The organism is Phaeocystidibacter marisrubri (genome assembly GCF_008933165.1).
Taxonomy (GTDB): Bacteria; Bacteroidota; Bacteroidia; order Flavobacteriales; family Schleiferiaceae; genus Phaeocystidibacter; species Phaeocystidibacter marisrubri.
Genome location: NZ_WBVQ01000003.1, coordinates 278,390 through 303,784 on the forward strand (window position 1 = coordinate 278,390; position 25,395 = coordinate 303,784).

Genomic DNA, 25,395 nt, shown 5'->3' on the forward strand with positions numbered 1-25,395 from the left:
TTGAGGTTGTTGGGGGGAGTTTTAGGGGTTTTAGATGTTTTAGGCGTTTTAGGGGTTTTAGGAGTTTTAGGAGTTTTAGGAGTTTGAGGAGTTTGAGGAGTTTGAGGAGTTTGAGGAGTTTTAGGGGGTTGGTGTTTGGTGTTTGGAGTCTGAGGTCAACAATCTGAAGTCTGATTATGATGCCTAACACCTGATAACAAAGACCGTATATTTACCAAAATCGGTTACTATGACACGTATTCTTACTCTCCTGTTATTGATCTCGTCGATGGCGTCTTTTGGCCAAGACACTGCGCGTGCTCTTTTCATTGGAAACAGTTATACGTATTACAACAACATGCCGAATATGGTGTCTTCCATCGCGAGGTCGATGGGCGACAGTTTGTATACAGAGAGCAGTACGCCTGGGGGGTATACACTGCAATCGCACACCACGAATGCTAATACCCAAACAAAGCTGAGAGCCGGAGGATGGGACTATGTGGTCCTACAAGAACAGAGTCAGCGACCTTCTTTTTCACCTGCACAAGTAGCGAGCGCAGTATTGCCTTATGCAGAGATGTTGGTGGATACAGCACGGGAATATAGCTCTTGTGTAACCCCTTTGTTCTACATGACTTGGGGGCGTAAGAATGGCGATGCTAACAATTGTCCTAACTATCCACCGCTTTGTACGTATGCAGGAATGCAAGCGCGCTTGCGCAGTTCCTATTTGATCATGGCGCAGCAAAACAACGCCGCTGTGAGTCCAGTTGGAGCCGTTTGGAGAGAAACGCGCGGAGCAAGTGCTATAGAATTGTATACCTCAGATGAGAGTCACCCAAGCTTGGCAGGTTCTTATCTTTCAGCTTGTACTTTCTATGCCAGTATGTTTCATAAGAGTCCCGTCGGTGCGTGGTCGCCCAGTGGTTTGAGTGCTGCGGACGTTGCCTTTATCCAAGCGCAGGTTGAAACGACGGTATTTGATAGTGTTTCTACTTGGCGAATTGACACGACCTCTATCGTGCCTCAAATGAATTGGTACGTCAGTCATTCTACTCCTACCACATGCTACGTGGTGGTAGATTGCCGCGGAACACAGAATGCGGATAGTATATACATTGATTTTGGGAATGGGACTCATTCCTCTTCGTTTATAGACACCGTTGGCTATACGTTGAAGAGTAATTACATAGTAACCATTGAGTATTTCAAAGGATGTGAATCTGCAATCACTCGAGATACCCTTGATGGAAATTCGCTCTGTCCTACTGCCGGTGTAGAAGAGAGAAAGAAGTATTTGGTTCTGTATCCCAACCCAGCAAAGGACTTCATTCAACTGTCATCCGAGGATGTCGACTTAAGTGATGCTCGCGTAGAGATCATTGATATCGCAGGAGTGATGCGAAAATCTATGACCTATAAAGATGAAGTCATCACAATTCACGAACTCCCAACCGGAACCTACACTCTACGAGTGGTGAAAGGAGATGAAGAGTATGTGATGAGGTTTAGCAGGGAGTGAGCTAGACGATAGTAGTCGGAGGTTAGCCGCGAGAACCGAAAACTAGGCTTGAAGCTAGACTGAAGGCTTCAGCCAGAAGCGAAAAAAAAAAGCCGAATCTCAAGATTCGGCTTTTTTTGTTATCCATTAATTGCTTCTACATCATCTACCAGAGTCGGTAGCATTTTTTGTAAAAGGCTCAGAATACCGTTTTTCAAGGTCATGGTAGAAGATGGACAACCGGAGCATGCACCTTGGAGTTGCACACGTACAATTTTATTGTCGTATCCCGCGTAGCGAATATTTCCACCGTCTTGTGCCACGGCTGGTTTAACGTACTCTTCTAAGATTTCAACGATGCGCGTTTCTACTTCGTTCAAGTCTTCTGGATTCACATCTGGAGTAATGTTCGAAGCTGTTTCTTGCGCAGTCTCTTTAATAGCCACTGTTTCGGTTAGGATGGGCTTACCATCGCGAACGTACTCAGTAATGAAGCCTCTAATCTCTTGGGTAACCTCTTCCCATTCGATGATGTCGAACTTCGAAATCGCCACGAAATTAGTGGAGATAAAAACCTCTTTTACAAAGGGGAAGTGGAACAACTGCGAAGCAAGGGGTGAAGGCTTCGCCTCTTCTATATTGTGAAATTCTACGCTATCACCATCAATCAATCTCATGTTGGCAACAAACTTCATAACAGCCGGATTGGGCGTCATTTCAGCATAGATCTCTACAGGAACCTTTTCTGTGCTCATTTTTGAAGCTTAGTTTGCCGCAAAGATAGTCGATATTCACGACCTTTGTTACACCATTGACTGTCCACATAAAGTTGACCACTTTCAATAGATTCTAACTATGGCCTTGATCAAAGACGTACTCGGAAAGCACCCAAAAATGGGAACGGATTGCTACCTCGCAGAAACATCAACCTTGATTGGAGATGTGGAAATGGGGGATCAATGTAGCATTTGGTTTAATGCAGTTGTCCGAGGTGATGTGAATGCCATACGCATGGGAGATAAGGTGAATGTTCAAGATAATGCGGTGATTCACTGCACCTATCAGAAAGCACCTACTACCATTGGAAACAACGTGAGTATTGGTCATAATGCCATTGTGCACGGTTGTACTATTCACGACAATGTGCTAATCGGTATGGGATCAATTGTAATGGATAACTGTGTGGTAGAGAGCAATTCTATCATCGCTGCGGGAGCGGTGCTCACGGAGGGCACGCATGTAACTTCGGGCAGTATCTACGCTGGTATTCCTGCGCGCAAGATCAAGGAAATCACTCCTGAACTGACCAAAGGTGAAGTGGAGCGAATTGCGAATAATTACGTAATGTATTCAGGTTGGTTTAAGGAGAATAGCCACCTGTAGATCACTTCCAGATATCCAATTCCGATAAGGAGATGTCGGCTCCAAAGAAGTGTTTGGCAATGCGTTCAAATGTGGGAGTGTAATCACTCACGTAGAACTTCGCTATACCAGGTTTGGTGCCCTTTTCTAGAAGATTTAAATCGCCCAAACGCTGCTGCGTATTCAATGCTACAATTTGTGGTGTGTTGAGTATGGCGACATCTTCCCCCAAAATCTGAGAGAACAGCTTCGTGAGCAAAGGGTAGTGAGTACAGCCTGGAATTAACGTGTCAATCTCTTTCATTTCGGGAAGAGATAAATAATGAACAGCTGCATTTTCAGAAATGACCGTCTCTTCCAATCCTTCTTCAATGATGGGCACCAAAAGCGGTGTTGCCAGAGCACTGATGGACTTCTGCGGGAATTGATCAGCGATCTTTTCTTGATATACTCCGGATGAAATAGTGGCTCTTGTACCGATGATCCCTACGTGTTTCGATTCGAGTGGTATGGATTGAACAATGGGATCAATCACGTTGATGATAGGAATTCTATCCCCTACCATTTCTATGAGCATATCTGTGGCTACCGAGCTGGCCGAATTACATGCAATCACGATGGCCTTGGCTTTGTGCTCTAGCAGAAACTGAACAATCCCTCTGGAATAACTACGGATGGCTTCAGGTGATTTCTCTCCGTAAGGGAGGTGTGCCGTGTCACCAAAATAGAGCAAGTCTTCATTGGGCAGCAATTGCCGAATGGCACGAGTAACGGTAAGTCCGCCTACTCCAGAGTCGAATATTCCTATGGGTTGTTTCACTTGGGAAAGATAGCGAATAGCTAATTGCACGAGGAAATGGTGCATAAAAAAACCCCGGTAGAACCGAGGTTTTCTAGAAGTAGTGGTGTCGAATTAGATTAGACCCAACTTTGTCTTTACAGCAGTAGAGATATCTTTAGAATCGTTCTTAAAGATGACAACACCATTGCGGCGTGAGCTATCTAGAACGTAGTCTAATCCTTTGTCTTTTGCTACTTGATTGATAGCTTCTTGCAATTTCTCAATAACAGGAAGAAGGAGCTGTTGCTCTTGTTCAGACAATCTCTTCTGAGCGTCTTGTGCAAACTCTTGCATTCTTTGGTAGCGGTTCTGTAGGTCTTGTGAATCGCGCTCCAATCGAAGCTGGCTGTAGGTAGCCTTTTGAGCTTCGAAGGTTTGGCTAAGTTGTGTTAGCTCTGTTTGCATTTGCTTCAACTCCGACTCATATTGAGCTTGTTGAGTTTCTAAAGTCTCCATAGCTGTTTTGTACTCGGGCATAAGTACAATTAGCGAGTCTGTGTTACAATGTCCAATTTTGGCTTGTCCGAAAACTGCAGTGGTAGATAGGAACATTGCCGCAACAGCGAACATTTTGAAAATGCGTTTCATTTTTCTCTTTTTTTAGTAGCCTAGTTCTCTCAGCACATCATCGCTGAAATCATTATCATCATTTGCGTAGAGCATGGTAACCGATCCGTTCTTGTCGAACATGAAGTCTAATTTTCTCCTTCTGGAAACCTCTCTTACTGCATTATACACTTGGTCTTGGATGGGTTTAACGAGTTCAGCTCTCTTCTTAAACAGTTCACCCTGTGGACCGAAATACTTGATTTGCAATTCGCGTGCCTCTTTTCGTTTGGCATCGATGTTCGCCTGTCTTTCGGTTTGCATTTCTTCAGTTAAAAGAATGCGTTCCGCTTCAAAAGCCTGCTGAAGACCGTCAGCTTCAGATTGAAGCGCTTCGATTTCACCAGCCCATTGCGTAGAAAGGCGATCAATTTCACGCTGTGCTTGACCGTATTCTGGGATCTGTTCCAGTATGTACTGGGTGTCCACATAGCCAAAGCGTTGTCCGTATGCCGAAACGGCAGTAAACAAAGCGAAAAACAGTATCAATAATTTGGTGCGCATAAGCCCGGCGAATTTAGGGAATTTTAGAACTGTTGACCAATCACAAAGTGAGTTTGCCATCCACTAGGTGAACCTACGTTGCCAACGGGGTCAAATCCATAACCGAGGTCTACACCCAAGAGGCCAAACATAGGCATGAAGATGCGAACACCCACACCTGCAGATCGCTTGAGATTGAACGGTCGGAATTCCTCAAAATTGCTAAAGCTGTTACCTGCTTCCAAGAAAGACAATGCAAAAATCTGTGCACTTGGGTTTGGAGAGATGAGATAACGAAGTTCGAAGGTGAACTTATTGAAGAGAGGATCACCACCAGAGCTGCTCAACGACAAGTTTGGATAACCTCTCAAGCCCACAATTTCTCTACCGTCAATGGAGAAGTTTTGGAGTCCATCACCCCCTACAAAGAAGCGTTCAAATGGAGAGAGGCCATAGTCGTCGGTGTACGATCCCAAGAATCCGAATTCTGCATACCCGCGGAATACTGTGTTCTTGGCAATTTCTGTGTACCAATCGGCATTGAATTTCCACTTGTGGTACTCAATCCAGTCGTACTTCTCGCTTGCCGGTTGATCTGCAATTCCTGCTTCGGTAGATTTAAACCAAGGAGTTGCTTCTAAGGTAAAGCTGAAGCTGGAACCACGAGTAGGGAAGATAGGAATGTCGCGGTTGTCACGCTTCAACGTAAAGCTCATGTTGAAGTTTCTAGAAATACCGTCGGGCAGCAAGTTGTATTGTCTGGAATTGAAGATTCGCATTTCTGCTCCCACGTAGGCTGTGAAGTAATCATCTGGCCATTTTAGGCGGGTACCCATTCCTACGTTTACACCGGTAATACTGATTTTGTATCCACCAACCGCAATGCTCTGGTTGATGTTGTGATAAATAGAGGTCGTAAGTGATCTCGGCTTCTGTCCGCCTAGCCACGGTTCAGTAAAGCTGGCACTGTAGCTCTGGAAGTATCTACCCGAAGCTTGTGCTCTTAGGTTGATGGTTTGTCCGTCACCAGATGGAAGGGGAGCCCATTCATCCGCTTTGAACATGTTTCTAGCGGAGAAGTTGTTGAAGCTCAAACCTAGGGTACCTACAATTTGACCAGCACCCCAACCTCCTTGAAGTTCGAGTTGAGAGGTGCTCTGTTCAACAACGGTATATTCCAAGTCTACCGTTCCTGTCTGTGGGTCGGGAACAGGGTTTACCCCGATAGATCGTGCATCAAAGTATCCTAGCTGCGCCAATTCTCGAATGGTACGCTGAATGTCAGAACGCGAGAAGAGGTCACCTGGACGAGTGCGGAGCTCGCGGTAAATTACATGGTCATTCGTGCGATCGTTCCCCGAAACTTTTACGGAATTGATGGTGGCTTGTCTTCCTTCACGAATTCGAATTTCGATATCGATAGAGTCGTTTTCGATGCGAACTTCAACTGGAGTTACATTCGAGAAGAGATACCCATTGTCGAGGTAAATACTCGCTAAGTCGTTTCCATCAGGGTCAAATGAAACGCGTTCGTTCAATCGCTCGGAATCGTAAACGTCACCTTTTTCAATCTGAAGAACGCGTCGTAAGAGTTCCGTTGGATACTTGGAGTTTCCAAGGAAAGTGATGTTGCGGAAGTAGTATTTCGGACCTTCCTCGATGGTCACGTCAATCATGACGCGATCTGGAGAAATCTGGTAGACGGAATCAGTAACCACACGGGCATCGCGGTACCCTTGTGCGTTGTAAAAGTCAACAACCGCTCTTAGGTCGGCTTGGTAATCATGACGAATAAACTTCGAAGAACGGAACACGTTGAACCATGCATAGCGCTTGGTCTCTTCCATTTCTCCACGAAGATCACCATCGTCAAAGTGCTCATTTCCGAAGAAGTTGATGTTCGCAATTTTGATGCGCTCCCCAGGATTGACTTCGATGCGAAGTGTAGCGGTTCCAACGGTGCTGGAATCCAATTCAACTTCGATGTTTGAAGTGACATTGAGGTACCCTTTGTCCCGGAACAACTTGTTAATGCGGTTTTCCGAGGTAATGATAAGGTTGTCGGTGATGATGGTTCCCCTGGAGAGTTTCAATTCTTCCCGAAGGTCATCTTGCTTGCTCTTTTTCACCCCCACAAAGTAGAAGCGCGAGAGTCGAGGGAGTTCCATCAAACGAATTTCCAAGAAGATAACGGAACCCGTTTTCTGAACCACCACAATGCGGACATCTGCAAAGAGTTTTTGATCCCAGAGTTTTTTTACCGCATCACTGAGTTCGTTCCCCGGAATCGTGATTTTATCTCCAACGGTAAGTCCCGATAGAAGTTGAATAACGGTTGGGTCTAAGTTGTCTGCACCTGTTACGGTGATTCCTCCAATCTCATACCTAGTTCCTGGAAACAACTGAATGTCACCAGAATTTCCAATTTGGGCGGATAGGTTCACCGTGAAGGCGATGAGGGCAATAAAGAGGGAGAGGCTTTTCTTAATCATGTACATCAAGTGCTCTGGATCTGCTCGCTAGTTTTACCAAATCTACGTTCTCGGGTTTGGTAATTCCGAATAGCGTCGTAAAGGTCTTCTTTTTTGAATTCGGGCCAAAGGACCGGCGTAAAGTAGAGTTCGGAGTAGGCAATTTGCCAGAGGAGATAATTACTAATGCGGAATTCACCACTGGTTCTGATGAGTAGGTCAGGGTCGGGAATTCCGGCTGTAAACATATGCTGGTCAATGACATGGTCATTGATTTCTTCACTTTTCAATTCTCCGGCAGCTACTTTGTCGGATATGGTTTGAACGGCTGACACAATCTCGGATTTAGCACTGTAATTGAGGGCTAACGTGAGTGTCATTTGCTTATTGCCCTTAGTGGCTTCCATTACTTCTAAAAGTTCGGAATGGCACTTGCCTGGAAGGTCTTCAATTCTTCCAATGGCGTTCAGGCGAATTTCATTTTTCTGAAGGGTGTCGAGTTCCTTCCCTAAGGTAGAAACGAGGAGTTGCATCAACGCGCCTACTTCAGCTTTTGGACGGTTCCAGTTCTCCGTCGAAAAGGCGTATACGGTGAGGTACTTAATCCCCAATTCAGCACTAGCAGTTGCGATATTGCGCAGTGCTTCTACACCAATTTCGTGTCCGCGCATACGGGTTAAAAATCCTTGCTTTTTAGCCCAGCGACCATTGCCATCCATGATGATAGCCACATGGGTAGGAATGTTCTTTTGGTCGATATCCGCGGGGATCAAACTCATCTAGTTAAAAAATTTGCACATTTTTCCACAAACGGTGTGAGCTCGAAATAGAGGTGAACGCCTGTGAAAACGTACCAGTCGTCGGTTTGATCATTGCCACGTGCGTAGTCGATCAGTTCGTAAGGACGGTCGGTTCGGTTACTGAGAGCTGCGGCTATATCGCCGTGTTCAGCTCGAATGATGTCCGGATTTACATAGGTTCCACTAACGTCGTCCATGTAGTCCGTGAAAGTTCTGCGGAAGCCACATTCAATGGCCATCGACCAACTGTCGCCAACATTCCAGCGGTAGCCCATTCCAAAAGGAATTGACCAGGTGGCAAGCGGGTAGTAGTTGGATGGGTTGGCACTTGTACGTTGACCTTCGGTTCCCAAGGGTTGAAGATCGTACCATTCACCTTCGTATTCTGCGCGAGGGTTAAACCAAGTGAGTGCGAATCCGGCGAAGATGTAAGGAGTGTGACTGTATTTACGGCTACCCGGACGGTATTCCAAGAAGTTCACTTCTCCAATTATTCCTCCTTCGTAGAGGTTCGACTTAAAGCTGAGATTCCTGAATTGACGTGCTTCCATTGTACTCGATGCATCTTCGTTGGCAATGGAGCCAAAATTGAACATGCCTCGAATGGAATAGTGCATATCAAACTGGTGTCGATAGTTTACGCCAATTACTCCTCCTTTCGGAATGTGAATGCCATAATTACCCACATCACCGATAAAGTTTGTCCCACCAATAAAGAGTCCCAATTCATTGGAACCATTGTGGCGTTGAGCTTGAGCAGTAAGCCCAAGTGTAATCAATACGTATAGCGCTAGTTTACGCATTTTGATGCATCTCTTTTGGACGGCCGCAAATATAGTGTTTCTAAGTGGAAAGAGAGGGATTCAATTCCTTCTGTCTAAGCCCCATAACAGCTTGTTGCGTAATGTGCTAGGGAAGTTTTGAACTTCGGTTTGAATCGTTCCGATTTTAAAGTCCGCTCTTTCCAAGAAAATTTCAACCTCACTGTCGCAAGCGTAGATTCTAGAATCTACCGAAGTAAGGAAGCGATCTTCTCTAGTTTCAACCTTCAGCCGTATTTTATAATGGTTTGGAATTACAAACGGTCGAACAGTCAAATTATGCGGAGCTATAGGGGTGATTACAAAGTTTTCACTTCCGGGCATGATGATGGGGCCACCACAACTCAGTGAGTATCCCGTGGAACCCGTTGGAGTGGCGATGATCAAACCGTCTGCCCAATATGAATTAAGGTATTCGTCGTTGATCCAGGTGTGAACTGTGATCATAGACGTGGTGTCCTTTCGGCTCACGGCAATCTCATTCAATGCAAAATTCGGATCGGGAATGATATCGGGTGAACTGGTGCTCACGGAAATCAAATTCCTGTTCTGTACGGTGTACTTGCCCTTGAGAAGTGCCTTGGCGGCTTTGTTGACTTCTTCTCTAGCCACATCAGCCAAGAATCCAAGTCGGCCCGTGTTGACTCCTAAGATGGGAATGCCGCTGTTGCGCACCAAGGTGGCCGCATCGAGAATTGTACCGTCGCCACCAATGGAAAGCATGACGTCAGACTGACTTGCAATCAATTCGATGCTACTGCTATAGGTGGGGTAGTCAATTTCAATATCACAATGATCTACTAAGTGCTGATGGAAAGGAGCGTAGAAGATGAGTTCTACTCCTTCGGCCTTGAGCATGTGGTAGAGTTTCTCGATGTAAGGTCGAGCCTCGGGGCTAATTAATTTGCCGTATACAGCGATTTTCATACTCACATGTTCAGATAGTTCATGAACTGATCAAACTTTTGTTTGAGGTCGCGTTCATAACGGTTTTCATGCCATGCGTCAACGATGGTGTAATCGTATCTGCGAAAGGAGGCAATGATAGCACTTAAATCGGTATAGTTAACCCGGATGGTAACGATGTATTTCTGTCGGTCGCTGTCCGCTTCAATATACGAGGTCAGAATCTTCGCATCATTGCTCTCTACAATTTGAGCAATCTGTGACATGGCATAGTCGTATGGGTTGACTTCTAACACGAGAACACTACCGGGTGCCTGAAGCCCAAAAGTCTGTCCGAATGATCGAAGTATGTCCTGAGGAAGCAAGTAACCCAAAAAGTGATTATCGGAATTTACCACCGGAAGGATACTCACTCTTTCTTCGCCGTATTTGCGCATGGCATCGGTGAGATGGCGATCGGATTTTACCGATGAGTGGATCAACTGGTGACGCAAATTCTCGATAATGGTGTTCTCGTCGTTGTCCAAGGCGAGGTCTTCCGACAACAACCCTTCATAGAGACCTTCCTCTACGATAGGCCAATGCACAAAGCCGAGCTCTTCCATTTTCTGAAGTGCACTTGCAACGGTGTCGCTTGTGTTGAGTGGAATGATGTCTAATTGTATGAGATCTTGCGCGATCATGCTCGGTTTGTATCGTGTAAACTTATTGATTTTCTACCTTTGGCACCCTTCTAACACAACGCCGAAATGACGAATCTCAGTGTAAATATCAATAAGGTGGCCACTTTGCGAAACGCTCGCGGGGGCAATGTACCTAATGTTCTTCAAACCGCATTGGATTCTGAGCGATTCGGTGCTCAAGGGATTACTGTTCATCCTCGTCCTGATGAACGCCACATTCGCTATAGCGATGCACGTGAGTTGGCGCCAGCCGTTACCACGGAGTTTAATATTGAAGGATATCCTGATGAAAAGTTCATCTCCCTTGTATTAGAAACGAAACCAGCACAGGTTACGTTGGTTCCCGATGGTCCCGATGTGCTGACGAGTAATGCGGGTTGGGATACACGAGCTCACGCCGATTTCCTTCAGCCCATCATTCAGCGATTTAAAGAGGCTGGAATTCGCGTGAGTCTTTTCATTGAAACCGACGAAGATTTGATTCGCGGTGCGGCGGAGCTAGGAGCAGACCGAATTGAATTGTACACGGAGGCTTTTGCTGTAAATCACGCATCGATGGGGGCGAATGCTGCCACACCGTATGCGAAGTCGGCGGAATTGGCCCACTCTCTGGGTTTGGGAGTAAATGCAGGTCACGATTTGAGTCTGGATAACTTGGCAGATTTTGTGGCGATGGTTCCTCATCTCGATGAAGTTTCCATTGGACATGCGTTGATTAGTGACGCACTCTATTTGGGGTTGGAGAACACGATTCAAGCGTACAGAAGACAAATTGAGTTGGGGTGGAATCGCCGCGAACATTGATTCACTTCCATTTGTTGAATGTTCAGAAGTCACAAGCATGAAGTTATTCTCAAGAATTATTGGTGAAGGTCCAGATGTACTCATCTTACACGGCCTTTTTGGAATGAATGATAACTGGAACTCATTGGGTAAACAGTGGGCCGAAGATTGCGGAATGCGTATGCACTTGTTGGATTTGCGCAACCATGGTCAGTCGCCTCATTCACCCGAACACACCTATAAGGCAATGTCTGCAGACGTGGTTGAGTATCTGGACGATCATTCGATAGATTCCGCCATCGTGATTGGTCATTCTATGGGAGGCAAGGTCGCTATGCGAATGGCAGTTGACCACCCGCAAAGAGTAGCTCGCTTGTGCGTTGTAGATATTGCCCCGAAGGGATATCCGGTGCATCATCAAGAAATTGTGGATGCTATGCGGACCCTGAATTTTGATGAGATTTCGAGTAGGAAGGATGCGGATGATACCCTGGCACTCTCCATGCCAAATCTGATGATGCGTCAGTTCTTGTTGAAGAGTTTGCATTGGGAGAGTGAAGATCGATTGGCATGGCGCTTTAATTTGGATGCCATTGAAGCCAACTTAGAAATGGTGGGCGAAGCGATGGAGGAAAGTGCGATGTACGAGGGAACTACGCTCTTTATTCGAGGGGCTAAAAGTGGATACATCAAAGACGAGGACGAAGCACTTTTGAAAGCGCATTTTCCAAAAAGTACACTGTATACGGTTGAGGGAGCTGGGCACTGGGTTCATGCGGAGAAGCCCAAAGAAATGTACCGCGTGATTTGCGAGTTCCTGTCGTAATCTGCTTATTCCAATCGGATGTCCATAGTGACATCTCCCGCGATTGTAAACCGCTGATCTTCTAGATCTGGTGGACCCATTGTTCCTCTGGCATTGTTGGAGAAACCGTAAATTTCAGTGGGGATACCAAACATGCCTTTGTCCAATTCCTTGTTTTGATTTTCGTCGTGAAAACAAGCTGCGGTGTATGTCCCGCTAGGAAGATTGGAAACGGTGTATTTTACAACGCCTGAATTCGGAATAGGAACTATGATTTCCTTCACGGGTTCGCCATTTTCATCTCTCAGCGAAAAGAGCACATCACCTTTGCGAGATTCAAGCCCACTAAAAGTGACAGTCAGACTGTGCTGAGCGGCAGCGCTCAACGATAGAAGACAAGTTAGAAGAAGGAGTGGAAGAGCTTTCATCAACGAATCAATACTACACTTCCGCGTTCGTCAATGCTCACAATACGAGTTTGTGATGGCACTTCGTAGCGAGCCGTCAATCTCCAGAGGTAAACACCCTCTTTGAGTTTCTGACCATCGTAGTATCCGTCAAATGCTTCAGATGCATCAATCGATTCATACACTAAACGTCCCCATCTGTCGTACACACGGAGGTGGTAAGAAACAGGAGCGCAGTTTTCGGAAACGACTACAGAGAACAAATCGTTCACTCCATCTCCGTTTGGAGTGAAGGCATTTGCAGCAAAAATAGCACAGCCGTCGTAATTGGTTCCAGGTTGTGTTTGACCCTGAACATCAGCCGACCAGAGCATGGCTACGAGTGCAAATAATCCGAATATGTACGTTCTAATAGATTTCATCTCGAAACAAATATAGGCTTTTACTTGAATAGACCTAATCAATAATGTGTACGACCTTTCTTAAATTATTTAAATATCGTTCACAGTGAACGAACGGCAACTATTCAAAGTCCAATGTAAGTTTAAATCGGAGAACTCTGCCATTACCCGCATCGCAGACATAGAGGATGTCATTGAAGTAGGCCAAACCTCTAGGTTCGTTGAACTGGTTCAAAGCAACACCACTACCTCCAAAACTCGCAATGGCGTAATTGGTTTCGCCGGATGCGGCAGGTGGAGGAACGCCTTCTAGACCGTTCGCCGTAAACTGATAAATTGAATCAGATCCAGCGTCGCTCACAAAGATGTATCGCGATTCATCTCCAGCAACAGTAACCCCCATAGGCTCTGTAAATTTACCAGGCTCGTTTAAATAACCCGATGAAAGAGGATCAGATCCGTAAATCACAGGACTGTACTCTGCGCCAAATTCAGATTCAACAAAGGCAATTCGCTGAACTTTGAGCAGATTGTTCGGGTCGCGAGAAGTGAAGAAAAAATCAGGACTCGTGTTTGCGCTGATCTGGGGAGCCTTTGCCAAAGTGGAAATGTCAAACGGATCCTCAAAGTAGTCGTTGTATAATCCCGAAGAGGTTTGAACGGAAATAGGGGAGGCATACACATCGTCATTCGTGAAAAGAATCACAGCATCATCCGGACCTTGATTGGCGTTGTTTGCGCTTGGACCTTGACGAGTTACATAGTACTGGTTGTTTCTCGTCGGGTTGTTATTATCCGCCAATACAGCAATACCGTTAAAGGTTACTTGCGCATCCGTACTAGAGAAACTGTTCTTAAAGTAGAAGGGATGAACAATAGTGTTTTGGATTCTGGCGTGATCCAAACCGTAACCGTTTGGACTCAGTTGGTCAATTCGGTAAATGGCAGAAAGGCTGTAGGGAACGCCGTTTACAATCGTGTCTTTTGTTCCGATGGCCAAGAGGTCAAATTCGCGATCCATGGTTACGAATTTCAAGCCAGGAATATAGAATCGCCCTTGCTCTACACCAGATTCATTAAGGCATACAATTTCGCTCGACATCTCATCTGCCACGTATAGAAGTTCATCAAAGCCCACGACCATACTAACGGGCTTACCAAAGTTGGTGAAGGCCGGTTGGATAGGAACGTAGGCAATGTCGCGCGTGCTGTATTCTGGAATCTCAATAAAATCGAGATCCGTTTTTTCGCCGAAATATCCTTCACAAGAGCTAAGGCCCATGAAGAGGGCAAGTGTGCCGATATAGGATAAAGCCTTCATCATATCAGAGGTCTTTGTTCAATTCGATGCGAATTCCGACGTTTTGCTGGAATCCAAAATTGTTGGTAGGGTTTACGCTGTAATCTACATATACAGGGTGTCCACCCATTGCGTAGCGAACGCCGAAACCGAAAGTAGGCCAGCTTTGTCCTGCTACATTGATTTTATATCCCGCTCGAACGGCTAAGAGTTTTCTCCACTGATACTCTGCACCCAAGCGGTAGTTTTCCGCATTGTCATTCGGGTGGTTGAGTTGAACGGATGTCAACAAACGGTGTTCTTTGGTTTCGTACGGCACCATGGAAACCCCAAGGCTAAACACGTTGGGAAGGGTGTTGTCTTCAAGTTGACCACTTTGAACGCGATTGTAACCCGAAGAAATGTAGGTACCTGACAAGCTGGAGTTGCCGCCAAAGTTCTGAACCAACACGGCAAATTGGAGTTCTTTCCAATCGGTGTGGTATAGGAAGCCCAAGTCAACAGCCCCTGTGTGGTTGTAGTATGGCCCTAGTTGCTCAAAGATGTACTTCAATGTAACTCCCAACTCAAACTGCGTGCTCAACATTCGAGCATAGCTCAATCCGATGGCCATGTTATTGGCGTAAATCATGTTGCCAGTACCTCCCGGTTGGAATTCGGTACGCTCTTCAATGGCACCGCTATTCAGCATATTGAAACTCAATCCAAAGGCACTTTCGCCTCCTTCAAGCGTTTTGATGCCCGAAAGCCAGCTTTGATGAATACCCCCTCCAATGAAATAGTGGCTCATGCTGATTCCGGTGGTTCCCAAATCTGTCATTGCTGCGGGGTTTTGATAAGCAGCATAGGCATCGCCATCAAGAGCAACAGATGCACCACCCATGGCTTGAGAACGCGGACTCATGTCGTTTTTCAAGAAGCTCAAGGCCGACAAACCAGCGCGTTCGCCACCAAAAGTGGGAAGAAGTTGTCCTTTCATTCCTGTGGAAATCAAGGCGAGTGCGGATAGGTAGATTAACTTCTTCATGCCTTAAAATCTAAAACCAATTCCATAGAGAACTTGACGTGGCGCCAGGTATCTGGCTGGGTTTCTTGGGTCAACTCCGGTTTCAAGCGGACCGTTGTATTGAGGTCTAGGATCTCTCCAAGTATTCGGTACATCGTCGCCGTACTGATAGGCTGTACCTGTAATTGGGTTAATGATCTGTGCGTTTTTCCAATCGAGGAGGTTTCGAACTTCCAAACTAAATGTGAGGCCGCTTCCCTTAGCTCTGTTGGTGAAGACGGTGTAGCTGAGTTTCATGTCGCTCGTAATCCACGGAGTTGCACTTTTTTGTAAGTATTGATCGGTGAGGATTTCGTATTCTGGTCGACCCAAATCATTAACACCCACCTGTTTTTGAGGAGTGTAACGATAGCCGCTGGAATACCCAAACTGGAAGAAGGCTTCAAATCCAGAAAGGTTGACGTTCCAAGGCTTCCAAGTACTGTCTGGGGCAAACACGATTCCGAGATTGACATTCCATGGTCGATCCCATGCCAAATACTGCTCTCTGGTCAGGGCTACTTCGCCGTTTTGTGCAATTTGAAGAGATGATTCCCGTGCGCTGTTCGATTTTCCTCGAGCCACTTGATAACTCACATTACCAAAGGTTCTAAAGTGTTTTCCAATTCGGTATTGAGCGCCTACTTCAACCCCAACTACTTTCGCGTAATCCTGGTTGATGTACATCGTTTTAGTTACCGGTCTACCTGTTTGGTCTTCTACAATTACACTTCTAGACACGATGTAGTCGAAGCGGTTATTGTTGTACGCAGCCACAGTGATGGCTAGGTTTTTATTGATGGAGGATTTGTACCCCACTTCATAACTCACGTTGACTTCTGGGTCGAGATCAGGGTTCCCCAAGAAGCTCAAGAAAGAGCGGTCTTGATAAACGGGATCGAGGCCGGCATACATAAAGCGTGGATGCGGTAGTCGCATGCTGTGACCATAGTTGAAGTACAATACATTGTTTGCCGTTACGGGGAAGCTCACATTGATACGCGGAAGGAGTCGAGCTTTCCAACGCATGCCGAACAATCCAAAGGTCTTGTTCTGATAGTCCTCACGAACCTGATCAATAACTGGAGCATTCGGATTATTTACCGCATCGTCTGCAAATTTTCCAGGTGCCCAGAAGTTCATCCTCAACCCGATGGAAGCGATGATTCCTTTGTATGTAATTTTATCTTCTACGAAGAGTCCGCCTCGCACTGGGTTCACTTTCCAGATGTCGTTGCTAGAACCGATGGAGATAGAAGGGCTGGTGAGCGTGTCATTAATGACGATGGGAGCACCGACCCATGGACGTGTAACATCCACCCATTGGTATTCGTTAAACACAGTTTCAAGACCCATGCTCACACGGTGGACTTCACTTTCGGGAATCCAATTGGCCTTGGCTCTCAAAGTGTATTCTTCGGCGTAGTGGTCGTGCCAAGTGGAAGAGATACCGCCGTTGTTCACTAAGCCATTGCCCGGACGAACGTAATAGATTCCAGATGGATCACCGGGGTTGAATACGTCAACAGGATAAGTGATGATGTTGTCTTCATCCAAAATTTGATCAACCGTCGCTGTTCGGAAAGGTCTTCCATTGGCATCCGCTCTCAGGTTGGTAAACAATCTACCCAAGCTTACATTCAAACCCCATTGCTTAGAGAGCAATTGGTTGAGGTTGATGGCGGTCAAGTTGCTGTGATGGGTGTAGGTCGTTGCGTTGTCGAGGTTGTTGCTTCGGTTGTATTGATAACCTGGGGTTAGAATCGCGTCGAATCCCACTACTTGAAGCGTTCTCGTATTCTGGTTGATGTTTAGCGAGTGCTGGTTGGTGAAGGTGATTTTCGTACCCGGACGAACCTTCCACGCCAATTTGATCGTATTGGTCCAAGAATTGGTTTGGCGAGGTGCCCAAGTGTCGGTATTATTGGTGAACAGTGAGGAGTGCAACTGATTCGCCTGGTTCGGGAAGTACTCGTCGGTGAGATTTACTGTACCACTTGTGAATAGGGTCAATTTTTTATTGGTGCCCGGAATGGGGAAGCCCACGTTGATTTCAGCAATGTCTGTATTGAAAGACGTAGCTGCATTCGGATCGAAAAGATGGTCGGTTTGAACGCGACCGCTGATTTCAAACTTCTCTCCTGCTTCGCGAATCTTGGTGTTGATCACACCGGAGGATCCTCCGCCAAATTCAGCGCCTGCACCACCAGTAATAACATCGATGGATTGGATAGAGCTGGAGCTTACATTTACCCCAAACCCGGTTCCAGCCAAGGGGTCTTGTGCGGAAATTCCATCTACAATGTATTCGGTTTCATACACACGAGCACCGCGGATTTGAAGTCCGTCTTGCGTTTTGGTCACCCCCGCTTGCATCGCTACTACTTCCTGTACATCGCGCACGTTCATCTGGTCGATGTCTTCTTTGCGGATGGTGATTTCGGAACCAGCTGTTTCTAAATCAACCTGAGCCTTTTGGCCTACAACAGTGACTGTTTGAAGGGCTTCGGTAGAAGGACTTAGTTCAATATTGAGAACCTTCTTTTCTCCGGCGGCCAATGTAACCCCGTTTATTTGCTTGGTGCCATAGCCCAAAAGTTGAACCTTTATGCTGTAGTCACCCGGAGGTACATTTTGAAAAGTATAGGCTCCACTGAATGGAGTGATTTCTCCAAAGTAAGTTCCGATGATCGTCACCCCCGCGTTGAAGAGGGGTTCACCGGTTTCCGCATCGGTAACGATACCAGAAATTTGACCTGTTTGATCTTGAGCCCAGAGGGAGGATACAAACATGGAAAAGATGAGGAGTAGCGTAGTTTTTCTCATGCTTACCAATCAAAGTCGTTAGTCAGAATCTGGTTGAGGATGTCTTCCAGCATCTGTGGATTTTTGTTGAATCTCCACAACTCCATAGAGAAGAGGACTTCAGATATGTTTCCTTGGTATCGTCTTCGAGCACCCACAAGGTTGTCGCCCGACCAACCGCTAAGTGGCGTCAACTCGGTGCGATAAAAGTTTTCAGCATCCGCTGATTTGACTATAGGAGTAATTCCCACTAACACATTGCTCGATTGGAGTAGCGGGTAGCTGGCGGAATCTATCACTGGATAAGTGACGCTGTCGGGATAAATTCGAACGAGACCAGGGCTGGTTACCACGTCAGTCATGGGGTACGTTCCAGTAATTCCAGACAAATCAGATAGGGTTCCGAAAGAAGTTGTGACCAACACTTTTTTACCTGAATTGGTAAACTCTTGAACTGCAGATCCCATCAGTGCTAGAAGTGCACCTGTTTGACCTGTTGCTTGGTTTTGGAAAACCTGTGCATCAGAGTGGATGAAAAGTCGGTCGTATTGTTGAAGAAGGAGGTTGACAGTAGGTGACCAGAATGCGGGTTGATTCACTCCACCGTTCGTTCCATAATCTAGATAGTCGTAAGTAATGCCGCTGTTGTTTAAGGCGGTTTGATAGGTAGTAGCAACTGAAGCGCTTTGTCCGTTTACTACCAATAGGTCGGAAGTAGGCAACACGAGCGTTACGGCAAGTGCGGTATCTACTTCGGAATAACTATTTGCAATGTCTTTTGTGCGTAGGTAAAGCACGTTTGATCCTCCCGCTTCTAAACCGTCTATGGTTGTAGTTTGAGGAGTAGAGTTGTTGGCGTAGTATACGCTAGCGGTGGTCGGACCGCTGGGAATGTTGGGATCAATTACAAAGGAGATGAGGTTCTGATTTACCGGAACTTCATACCACGAGCCATTGTTGAATTTAATCTCCGCCATGGTGATCGACTCGTTTCCGTCTTGATCGGTTGAAGTCCATCGGTAAGTAGCCACACCAATCGACGTTCCCGTAGTCTGAGTGGTGGTTTCGATTTTAGCTACTGGTGGCGTGTTTTTTAGGGGGATTTTCAAATAGGCAGGCGTAGGATCAACAGCGTCGTTGTTGTCAATGGCACGAACATATAGATCAACGTCTACTGAATCCTGTCCTGCAGGAATATCAAATTGAAAGGTACTGTCTTGGGAGGTTGTAAACACCCAAGTAGTGTTGTCCGAACTGATTTCATAGCCCTTGATGTAGCCATCTTTATCGGTCCCGTACCAACTAAGCGTAACCTCACTGTTCAGGCGGTCTTCGCCTGTCAGGTTGATTTCATCAATGCTTATTCGGGTTTGCGGTAATGCGTTACCAACGGGTGTTCCTTTGTCGCATCCGCTTGTCAAAGCGACGCCTAAAGAAAGGGTCAGGAGAAGTTGTAGGTATGATCTCATCGAACTGAAATCGTAAAAATGCTAGACGGCATCAGGAGACACCGTCTAGCATTGATGATTTATTGGCTAATGATAACTCTCGCAGTGTGTACGTTTCCTTTAGAATCGTTCACGCGAAGGATGTACGCACCGGCACGGAGTCCGCTCAAGTTGAGTTCAACACGAGCTTCCGTTGCAGTGTGGTTCAATACAGCTCTTCCCGAAAGATCGTATAGTGAAACACCAGTAATGTTGCCACCTTCCAATTCAATGGTCATGCGGTCTGTTGCTGGGTTCGGGTAAGCAACTACCTGAGCAGTGCTGTTCCATTCTTCAACAGAAATTGTAGACTGAGGAAGATTGGTTGTGTCAAGGGTTACGTTCAATCCAATGAAGTCGTCGTTGTTACGTGGCAACAAGCGGTAGTTGGAGAATCCGTAGAACAAGATACCGCGAACCGCATCCATGCTCATGGTGTCCGAAACTTCAATTGGACCTACTTCCATCTCACCGTCAACGGTAGCGTAAGATGAATCGGTTACCAATTGAACGTATAATGAAGATTGTGAAGAGCTACTTTGGCGACCAGCCAAGATTCTACCTGAGCGTGCGTCGGAGTTTCCAACTACGTCCGATACGTTGTAGTCACCAAATCCTTGGTTCTCGTTGTTGATGTACAACTTGGCGTTGTTTGGCATACGGTATTCTACCAAAACACTTTCGTATTTCTCCCAACCGAAGTTTGCTTTTGCAGTACTGTCAGTAGGATCGATCACAACCGGTTGAATAACCGCTCGGTTTCCAGTGTGTTGGATGTTAGAAACGACAACTTGAGTCATTCCGAAGCTCTCTTGAACTTGACCCGTTACCAAAACTTCTTCTTCGCGGAAGTAGTTGGTGATTCCGGCGCCAACACACCAAACACCACTCCATTCTGTACCACCTTCGTCTTGTACGTAGAGGTAACCGAGGTCGTGCTGCTTGGTAGATGCGGTTACAATTCCTATGAAAGTAACTGTTTGGCCTACCAATGGAGAGTTTCCGCTACCGTCCAAAGAGAACTGGATATCGAAAATTTTAAGTCCACCGTCGCGTACAAAGTAGTATTCGAAGTTTGGTTCGCTGGCTCCAACTGGAGTAGTAGGGTAGTATGAATCGTTTCCTTGGTCGTCTGTAGCCTTGATGTAGTAGCGTACAAGTGTGCCGTCGGCATACTTAGGAAGGGTGAATTCAAATTCATCTGTAGTGCCGCTCACCAAGTTCAATGCATAACCAGGGAACTGTGATGCATCCAACGTGCTGTCTGAAGTATAGTATACGATGGCTGTATCCACTGTACCGTCAAAGTCAGAGATGTTCATGGTCAAGTCCACCGTCTGGTTGCTAGTTGGGATTGCTGGATCGCGATCGAAGTTGCTGATATACGGTGGAGCGTAGCCTACCACGTAGTGACTAGCATCAAATGGATTCAATTCGTAACCACGGGTTCCACTGTTTACGAAACAGCCGTTGGCATCGTGACGAACCATTCCCTTCAAGCTAGTGTAGAAAGTTCCAGGAACCGGTGGGTTGAAAGAACCAGTAGCTTGTGGAGAATAAGGGTTAACCGTTTGGTGGCTAGGTAACTTTTGCGCTAGGAAGCGATCAGATACGTTGATGGTATTGCCGTTTCCGTCCACTACGTTAAAGCTCACGCGACTGTTTCCGCTGAAATAGATGACGCTAGTTACGGTTACGTTTTGAAGCTCGACGAATGAATTCTCCCATTGCTCACCTGAAGTAGGTATGTTCACTTGGTTCGCATCGTTCAAGTCGCCCAAAGGCACTGTGGCGTAGGTAGGAGCTGTAGTAGAACCCATAATGCTAAATGAGTTACCGTCAATCGGCTCTAGCTGAGTTCCGTTGTTGTAAGCGTTAACCACACCAATAAACTCGATGATATCACCTGGAAGTGCCGTCTCGATGTTCGGAAGTGGAAGCAAGTTACCCTGAGCGTTTTGATACGCACCCATAACTTCAATTCCTTTCCAAGGTCCAGAGTTTCCGCCGTTGGCTGTATCTGCAATGAACAAGAATGGACGGTGACCGCCTTGAACCGAACCCGAAGGAACTTCGGAAACGTTTCCCGGAGTAACTACAACGCCCCATGTGCGAACCGTGTCGCCAAAGTACGCGCTAGTGTCGTTACAGTTTGCTAAGTCAGTTGGACTGACGTAGTTGATTTGATTAATATCTACATAAGGGTGCTGGGCTTGCGCCGCGAAACCTCCTAGTAGAGTCATGCAAAGAAGTAATACTCTTTTCATGTGTAAAAAGGAATTGATGATGAAGTGTTTGCCTTATTTAATGATCACGAATTGGCCGTTAAAAGCTTCTCCGGTTTCTAAATCCTCAACTGAAAACATGTACAAACCGCGACTAATGATTTGTGAATCGCGGGAGAGAAGATCCCATGCGTGTTCCCCGCCGGAGAATACGTTTTCATCGGAGTTCTCAGAGCCAAAAGTTTCAAACCAACGGATGTCGTTTCCGCTGTAATTTTCATCGTGACGAATTTCGTCAATGAAGTCGCCAGCCGAAGTGTAAATGCGAATCACGCATCTACGAGGAAGGTTGGCGAATATTAGTTTTCTACTTTCTTCTTGGAAGCTGGATCGGCCTTCCCAAGAGGAACCTGCGTAGTAAGGGTTTGGATAAACGAAGGGCTCGTTTTTGTCCATGTCTTCGTTTGGTGTAGTTCCCGCAAATGCGCGGAAATCGTTGGCCAAGAAGCTGGATTCGAGTGATTCCAAATTGCTCTCTGGATTGCCCTCGTCAAATGCCGTAACGGCTACCGCATTCTGCCATCCGTTCTGTACGTTTTCTATGGTATATAGATAGTAGTAGGTGGTGGTATCTCCTTCAAACGTTACAGGTTCATCGAGTCGAACGGCATCAAATCCCGTTTCGTAGAAAAGGTCATTCCCAGCTTTGTCGTATTGAGAGATTAACACAAAATCACGAGCCAAATCGGGAGTTCCTGTAACGTCAAAGCCCAATCTTGATAAGTAGATTTTGTATCCTTCAAAGTCAATCTTCTGAGTGATGGGGTCCACCGAGGTTTCGGAGTTATCGGACCAGTAGATGTCGATTTTATTTTCGCTAGGAACCACCTTCGTGCGTGGAGTTTCAGGTGGGGAAGGAAGGATGAAACGCGTGATTTCACCATTGCCATCACGGTCTTCACCATCGTCCAGAATTCCGTTGAAGTTTACATCCTCACCGTTGTAAGCGGTTTGTGCCCAATCGGCATTGTTCACCAAAATCTCCTTTTGCTCAGGCGTGTTGCTGGCATTCGGGTTTCCGTCATTCTTCTTCGGAGCCAATACAAAGGCAAAGGAAACACGGATTTCATCACCCGGTTCAAAACGGCGGAAAGGTCCTACTGAAAGGAGGTCGGAGCGATTGCCTGAACTGCTCAACATATCTTGGATGTCAATTCCAGCGCCTTGCTGACAAGCAGCTCCCGATGGATCGTCCCAACATGGATTCTCATTGAGGCCGTCACCCATTTTTTGATAGCGCTGATTGTCGTCTTGCGGGAAGTAAAAAAGAGCTTGAGAAGAGTTGTTAAACACCCATGCATTGTAGTGCACTTTGTTGTCGGTGTCCAATTCCATCTGGCCTGTTACACTGTTGTACGAGGAATCGATGTTAGGATGGTGGAAGCCGTATTTGTCTTCTGCACCTAAGAATTTTTGGGCGATATAACTATCGGTAAAACCTTCGTCTCCCGTTGCGTCATAACAGTAAGCCATATTCAAACTGTCTATGTACCCATTGCCCCCTTGCGAATAGAACGTAGATCCTCCAGATCCTGCCGGGGTGATGTTGATGTTTCGGACAACGGTGTTGGCCCAAAGTGCCAAGTAGGTATCGTCGTAGTAATTCTGGCTGTTGTTGGTGAAAACCAAGTTGACAATCACAAAGAAATCGCTGAAGCGGTAATTCCAGTTGTAGGTTTCCATTCGAACCGAAACACCCATGGGGTTGATGTGATTTTGAATGGGAATGTTCGTTCCAGGAACAGTGATCTCATTGTCGGAGAACTCCGAAATGTAGTCTTGGTGAGAGACGGCTTGTGGTGTGTAGTTCGGGTTGTCCAAGAGGGTGGAACGCACTTCTAAGGCACTTCCGGGTTGAGCTGTAAATTCGAAACCAGCTCTACCAGCAGCATACCCTTGCGGAGCATCGTAAGCGGAGGTTGAAACGCGAACGTTGCCGCCGTTTTCCAATCCGCCAATCCAGATGCCTGACTCAAATAGGTGCTCAATCCCCGATCCCGCCGGATATTCACAAGAAGGATCTCCACTTCCGTCGCGGTATCCTCTAAATGCATTGCCGAAGGTTCCCAAATTGGTCACGGTAAGGCGAACATTACTTGCCGTAGTTTGCTTCTCATCAAAACTGGTTTGCGCTACCGCCGATGTGGTGAGTAGTGCAGAGAATATGAGGAGTAATCGGTTTGTCATCTTAGCGAATCATGAATTTGGCGTGAACGAGCTCGCCGTTGTTTCTCGTTAAGCGGGCTACATAAACTCCAGCTCTTGCACGAGAAAGGGTAATAACTTCAGCGTTTCCATCTGGAATAGACGTATGAATGCATCTACCGTGGAGGTCTGTAATTTCTATGGATCGGATGTCGCTTACGTTCAATGGCCATTCGATGCGAACAGTATTGGGAGTAAGCTGACTAATGCGAACAGCGGTTTCGTGAAGTGGTGCTTCACGCAAGCCAATGTTTTTCTTTTCTACGTCAAACTCTAGGGTGACAGGAAGGTGATCCGACATCCCGTGAAGGGCGGTGAGAACATTGCTCGGGACACTTAAGTTGGAGTTGTCAGTGATATCTTGGTTGAGGTGAAGACCGTCGTTGCCAATTACGGTGAAGGTACCATTGGTCATTTCAATACCCTCTGCGCCATTTAAGATTTCGTCACTCACCAAGATGTGATCGTATCGATCGTCCAAACCACCACCAGAGAAGCAACCGCTATTGGTATTAGAAAGACGAGTGCTTTGGGTGTGAATGTATCGAACGCCATAGTTGTTATACCATGTTCCGGTTTCATTCATGGGATCGTAAAGACGAACACCTGCTACAGAGTAATTGATGAAATGTTGGAAAGCTGCATCGCTTCCCGCATTCATGTTGAGGTCGCCACAAAGGATGACGTTGTCGTCAACCACTGAGCTTTGAATGTACTGCATGGTCGCTAGAGCCGCAGCGGTTCGTTGGTTTTGGTCGGAAGTGGTTGATCCAGCTTTGAGGTGAACGCCAACAACCGTGAAGAATACGGTGTCCGGATCATTACTCAATAATGAGTCCTTGTAATAGAATCGGTAGAAGTCGATCACACGGGCTAAACTGTTGTTGCTCGCATCTTGTGTAATGTGTGATTGCGACTTTAGTCCGACGTATCGAGTATCGTAAAACGCGGCATTTACTATGTTGGAGAAGCCGTTATTCGTGTATGCCGCTTTGGCCCAGTATTGTGTTGAGCCAGTGTTTAGGGCGTTTGTTAAAATTCGGTCAGCCGGAACTCCAGACTGTGCGCCAACTTCCTGACAAACCAGAATGTGAGGCTCAACGTGATTGACGATGGTGTGGAGATAGGTATCTTTCTGACTGCTAGAGTTATTCGACCCATCACAGTAGGAAGTTGTATTCCTGTAATTGAGAAGATTATAGGTCATAATCTTCAAACGCTCCGAATTCTGAGCGGTGGCGGCGAGATTGAAACCACAAACCAAAAGAAAGAGTCCGTAGACTTTCTTCATGCCATGCTTGCATTTGCCACTTCGAACTTGAAAATCAGTACGATTCTAGGCCCTCGTCAAAGGAGGACAAAGGTAGTGCGAGTTGAGGTAAGCAACAAGTTTATGTGTTATGGCAAGTTTAAATC

Annotated in this window: 22 protein-coding genes; 4 read left to right on the forward strand and 18 right to left on the reverse strand. The window is 46.3% G+C overall.

The window, feature by feature from the left end; all coding sequences use genetic code 11:
- Positions 1-229: 229 nt before the first annotated feature.
- Positions 230-1,504: a T9SS type A sorting domain-containing protein gene (locus F8C82_RS14365; RefSeq protein WP_151694310.1), complete on the forward strand. Its 1,275-nt coding sequence runs from the start codon at positions 230-232 to the stop codon at positions 1,502-1,504.
- A 119-nt stretch (positions 1,505-1,623) separates the two neighbouring features.
- Here the strand turns inward: F8C82_RS14365 and F8C82_RS14370 are convergent, their stop codons facing one another.
- Positions 1,624-2,238, reverse strand: coding sequence for a NifU family protein (locus F8C82_RS14370; protein WP_151694311.1), 615 nt, complete (start codon positions 2,236-2,238; stop codon positions 1,624-1,626).
- Between the two features lie 100 nt (positions 2,239-2,338).
- Between F8C82_RS14370 and F8C82_RS14375 the strand changes: the two genes are divergently transcribed.
- Entirely contained in the window at positions 2,339-2,866 is a 528-nt protein-coding gene (locus tag F8C82_RS14375; protein WP_151694312.1) for a gamma carbonic anhydrase family protein, read from the forward strand.
- Between the two features lies 1 nt (position 2,867).
- On the opposite strand, the gene murI is transcribed toward F8C82_RS14375, so the two are convergent.
- From murI to F8C82_RS14415, 8 genes are all read right to left on the reverse strand, one after another.
- Positions 2,868-3,665 (reverse strand): glutamate racemase, encoded by a 798-nt coding sequence (gene murI, locus F8C82_RS14380; RefSeq protein WP_223279606.1) that lies wholly within the window; start codon positions 3,663-3,665, stop codon positions 2,868-2,870.
- Positions 3,666-3,758: 93 nt separating this feature from the next.
- Positions 3,759-4,274 (reverse strand): OmpH family outer membrane protein, encoded by a 516-nt coding sequence (locus tag F8C82_RS14385; protein ID WP_151694314.1) that lies wholly within the window; start codon positions 4,272-4,274, stop codon positions 3,759-3,761.
- 12 nt (positions 4,275-4,286) lie between these two features.
- Positions 4,287-4,796: an OmpH family outer membrane protein gene (locus F8C82_RS14390; RefSeq protein ID WP_151694315.1), complete on the reverse strand. Its 510-nt coding sequence runs from the start codon at positions 4,794-4,796 to the stop codon at positions 4,287-4,289.
- 23 nt (positions 4,797-4,819) lie between these two features.
- Complete coding sequence (gene bamA, locus F8C82_RS14395; RefSeq protein WP_170266285.1) at positions 4,820-7,267, reverse strand: outer membrane protein assembly factor BamA; 2,448 nt, start codon at positions 7,265-7,267, stop codon at positions 4,820-4,822.
- A gap of 5 nt (positions 7,268-7,272) precedes the next feature.
- Entirely contained in the window at positions 7,273-8,025 is a 753-nt protein-coding gene (locus F8C82_RS14400) for an isoprenyl transferase (RefSeq protein WP_151694317.1), read from the reverse strand.
- Positions 8,022-8,849: a type IX secretion system protein PorG gene (gene porG / locus F8C82_RS14405; protein WP_151694318.1), complete on the reverse strand. Its 828-nt coding sequence runs from the start codon at positions 8,847-8,849 to the stop codon at positions 8,022-8,024. Before porG ends, F8C82_RS14400 begins: the two co-directional genes overlap by 4 nt.
- Positions 8,850-8,909: 60 nt before the next feature.
- On the reverse strand, positions 8,910-9,794 hold the full coding sequence (locus F8C82_RS14410) for an NAD kinase (RefSeq protein ID WP_151694319.1): 885 nt from the start codon (positions 9,792-9,794) through the stop codon (positions 8,910-8,912).
- A 2-nt stretch (positions 9,795-9,796) separates the two neighbouring features.
- A complete protein-coding gene (locus F8C82_RS14415) occupies positions 9,797-10,456 on the reverse strand; it encodes a CBS domain-containing protein (protein WP_151694320.1) in 660 nt (219 codons plus the stop codon).
- 66 nt (positions 10,457-10,522) lie between these two features.
- On the opposite strand from F8C82_RS14415, the gene F8C82_RS14420 reads away from it, so the two are divergent.
- Both F8C82_RS14420 and F8C82_RS14425 read left to right on the forward strand, forming a co-directional pair.
- Complete coding sequence (locus tag F8C82_RS14420; protein ID WP_151694321.1) at positions 10,523-11,260, forward strand: pyridoxine 5'-phosphate synthase; 738 nt, start codon at positions 10,523-10,525, stop codon at positions 11,258-11,260.
- 37 nt (positions 11,261-11,297) lie between these two features.
- Complete coding sequence (locus F8C82_RS14425) at positions 11,298-12,065, forward strand: alpha/beta fold hydrolase (protein WP_151694322.1); 768 nt, start codon at positions 11,298-11,300, stop codon at positions 12,063-12,065.
- A gap of 5 nt (positions 12,066-12,070) precedes the next feature.
- On the opposite strand, the gene F8C82_RS14430 is transcribed toward F8C82_RS14425, so the two are convergent.
- The 9 genes from F8C82_RS14430 to F8C82_RS14470 all read right to left on the reverse strand — a co-directional run bounded on the left by F8C82_RS14430 (position 12,071) and on the right by F8C82_RS14470 (position 25,270).
- Complete coding sequence (locus F8C82_RS14430) at positions 12,071-12,472, reverse strand: DUF2141 domain-containing protein (RefSeq protein WP_151694323.1); 402 nt, start codon at positions 12,470-12,472, stop codon at positions 12,071-12,073.
- Positions 12,472-12,873, reverse strand: coding sequence for a gliding motility-associated C-terminal domain-containing protein (locus tag F8C82_RS14435; RefSeq protein ID WP_151694324.1), 402 nt, complete (start codon positions 12,871-12,873; stop codon positions 12,472-12,474). The genes F8C82_RS14430 and F8C82_RS14435 overlap by 1 nt, the downstream gene beginning before the upstream one ends.
- A 100-nt stretch (positions 12,874-12,973) precedes the next feature.
- Entirely contained in the window at positions 12,974-14,176 is a 1,203-nt protein-coding gene (locus tag F8C82_RS14440; RefSeq protein ID WP_151694325.1) for an NHL repeat-containing protein, read from the reverse strand.
- 1 nt (position 14,177) lies between these two features.
- On the reverse strand, positions 14,178-15,179 hold the full coding sequence (locus F8C82_RS14445) for a PorV/PorQ family protein (RefSeq protein ID WP_151694326.1): 1,002 nt from the start codon (positions 15,177-15,179) through the stop codon (positions 14,178-14,180).
- Between the two features lie 3 nt (positions 15,180-15,182).
- On the reverse strand, positions 15,183-18,023 hold the full coding sequence (locus F8C82_RS14450) for a TonB-dependent receptor (RefSeq protein WP_151694327.1): 2,841 nt from the start codon (positions 18,021-18,023) through the stop codon (positions 15,183-15,185).
- Positions 18,024-18,025: 2 nt separating this feature from the next.
- Entirely contained in the window at positions 18,026-19,471 is a 1,446-nt protein-coding gene (locus F8C82_RS14455; protein WP_151694328.1) for a hypothetical protein, read from the reverse strand.
- Positions 19,472-19,530: 59 nt separating this feature from the next.
- Positions 19,531-21,756: a T9SS type A sorting domain-containing protein gene (locus tag F8C82_RS14460; protein ID WP_151694329.1), complete on the reverse strand. Its 2,226-nt coding sequence runs from the start codon at positions 21,754-21,756 to the stop codon at positions 19,531-19,533.
- 33 nt (positions 21,757-21,789) lie between these two features.
- Positions 21,790-23,961, reverse strand: a complete 2,172-nt coding sequence (locus F8C82_RS14465) for a hypothetical protein (protein ID WP_151694330.1) — start codon at positions 23,959-23,961, stop codon at positions 21,790-21,792.
- Between the two features lies 1 nt (position 23,962).
- Positions 23,963-25,270 carry an endonuclease/exonuclease/phosphatase family protein gene (locus F8C82_RS14470; protein WP_151694331.1) on the reverse strand — a complete coding sequence of 436 codons (1,308 nt, stop codon included), beginning with the start codon at positions 25,268-25,270 and terminating at the stop codon, positions 23,963-23,965.
- Between the last annotated feature and the right edge of the window lie 125 nt (positions 25,271-25,395).

Excerpts from the sequence above, each read along its gene's own strand:
- F8C82_RS14435 (WP_151694324.1), bottom strand. The coding sequence starts at position 12,873 with ATGAAATCTATTAGAACGTACATATTCGGATTATTTGCACTCGTAGCC.
- F8C82_RS14455 (WP_151694328.1), bottom strand. The coding sequence starts at position 19,471 with ATGAGATCATACCTACAACTTCTCCTGACCCTTTCTTTAGGCGTCGCT.
- F8C82_RS14375 (WP_151694312.1), top strand. The coding sequence starts at position 2,339 with ATGGCCTTGATCAAAGACGTACTCGGAAAGCACCCAAAAATGGGAACG.
- F8C82_RS14440 (WP_151694325.1), bottom strand. The coding sequence starts at position 14,176 with ATGATGAAGGCTTTATCCTATATCGGCACACTTGCCCTCTTCATGGGC.
- F8C82_RS14400 (WP_151694317.1), bottom strand. The coding sequence starts at position 8,025 with ATGAGTTTGATCCCCGCGGATATCGACCAAAAGAACATTCCTACCCAT.
- F8C82_RS14465 (WP_151694330.1), bottom strand. The coding sequence starts at position 23,961 with ATGACAAACCGATTACTCCTCATATTCTCTGCACTACTCACCACATCG.
- F8C82_RS14385 (WP_151694314.1), bottom strand. The coding sequence starts at position 4,274 with ATGAAACGCATTTTCAAAATGTTCGCTGTTGCGGCAATGTTCCTATCT.
- F8C82_RS14425 (WP_151694322.1), top strand. The coding sequence starts at position 11,298 with ATGAAGTTATTCTCAAGAATTATTGGTGAAGGTCCAGATGTACTCATC.
- F8C82_RS14370 (WP_151694311.1), bottom strand. The coding sequence starts at position 2,238 with ATGAGCACAGAAAAGGTTCCTGTAGAGATCTATGCTGAAATGACGCCC.
- F8C82_RS14415 (WP_151694320.1), bottom strand. The coding sequence starts at position 10,456 with ATGATCGCGCAAGATCTCATACAATTAGACATCATTCCACTCAACACA.
- F8C82_RS14470 (WP_151694331.1), bottom strand. The coding sequence starts at position 25,270 with ATGAAGAAAGTCTACGGACTCTTTCTTTTGGTTTGTGGTTTCAATCTC.
- F8C82_RS14430 (WP_151694323.1), bottom strand. The coding sequence starts at position 12,472 with ATGAAAGCTCTTCCACTCCTTCTTCTAACTTGTCTTCTATCGTTGAGC.
- F8C82_RS14365 (WP_151694310.1), top strand. The coding sequence starts at position 230 with ATGACACGTATTCTTACTCTCCTGTTATTGATCTCGTCGATGGCGTCT.
- F8C82_RS14450 (WP_151694327.1), bottom strand. The coding sequence starts at position 18,023 with ATGAGAAAAACTACGCTACTCCTCATCTTTTCCATGTTTGTATCCTCC.
- F8C82_RS14410 (WP_151694319.1), bottom strand. The coding sequence starts at position 9,794 with ATGAAAATCGCTGTATACGGCAAATTAATTAGCCCCGAGGCTCGACCT.
- bamA (WP_170266285.1), bottom strand. The coding sequence starts at position 7,267 with ATGATTAAGAAAAGCCTCTCCCTCTTTATTGCCCTCATCGCCTTCACG.
- F8C82_RS14460 (WP_151694329.1), bottom strand. The coding sequence starts at position 21,756 with ATGAAAAGAGTATTACTTCTTTGCATGACTCTACTAGGAGGTTTCGCG.
- F8C82_RS14390 (WP_151694315.1), bottom strand. The coding sequence starts at position 4,796 with ATGCGCACCAAATTATTGATACTGTTTTTCGCTTTGTTTACTGCCGTT.
- F8C82_RS14445 (WP_151694326.1), bottom strand. The coding sequence starts at position 15,179 with ATGAAGAAGTTAATCTACCTATCCGCACTCGCCTTGATTTCCACAGGA.
- F8C82_RS14420 (WP_151694321.1), top strand. The coding sequence starts at position 10,523 with ATGACGAATCTCAGTGTAAATATCAATAAGGTGGCCACTTTGCGAAAC.
- porG (WP_151694318.1), bottom strand. The coding sequence starts at position 8,849 with ATGCGTAAACTAGCGCTATACGTATTGATTACACTTGGGCTTACTGCT.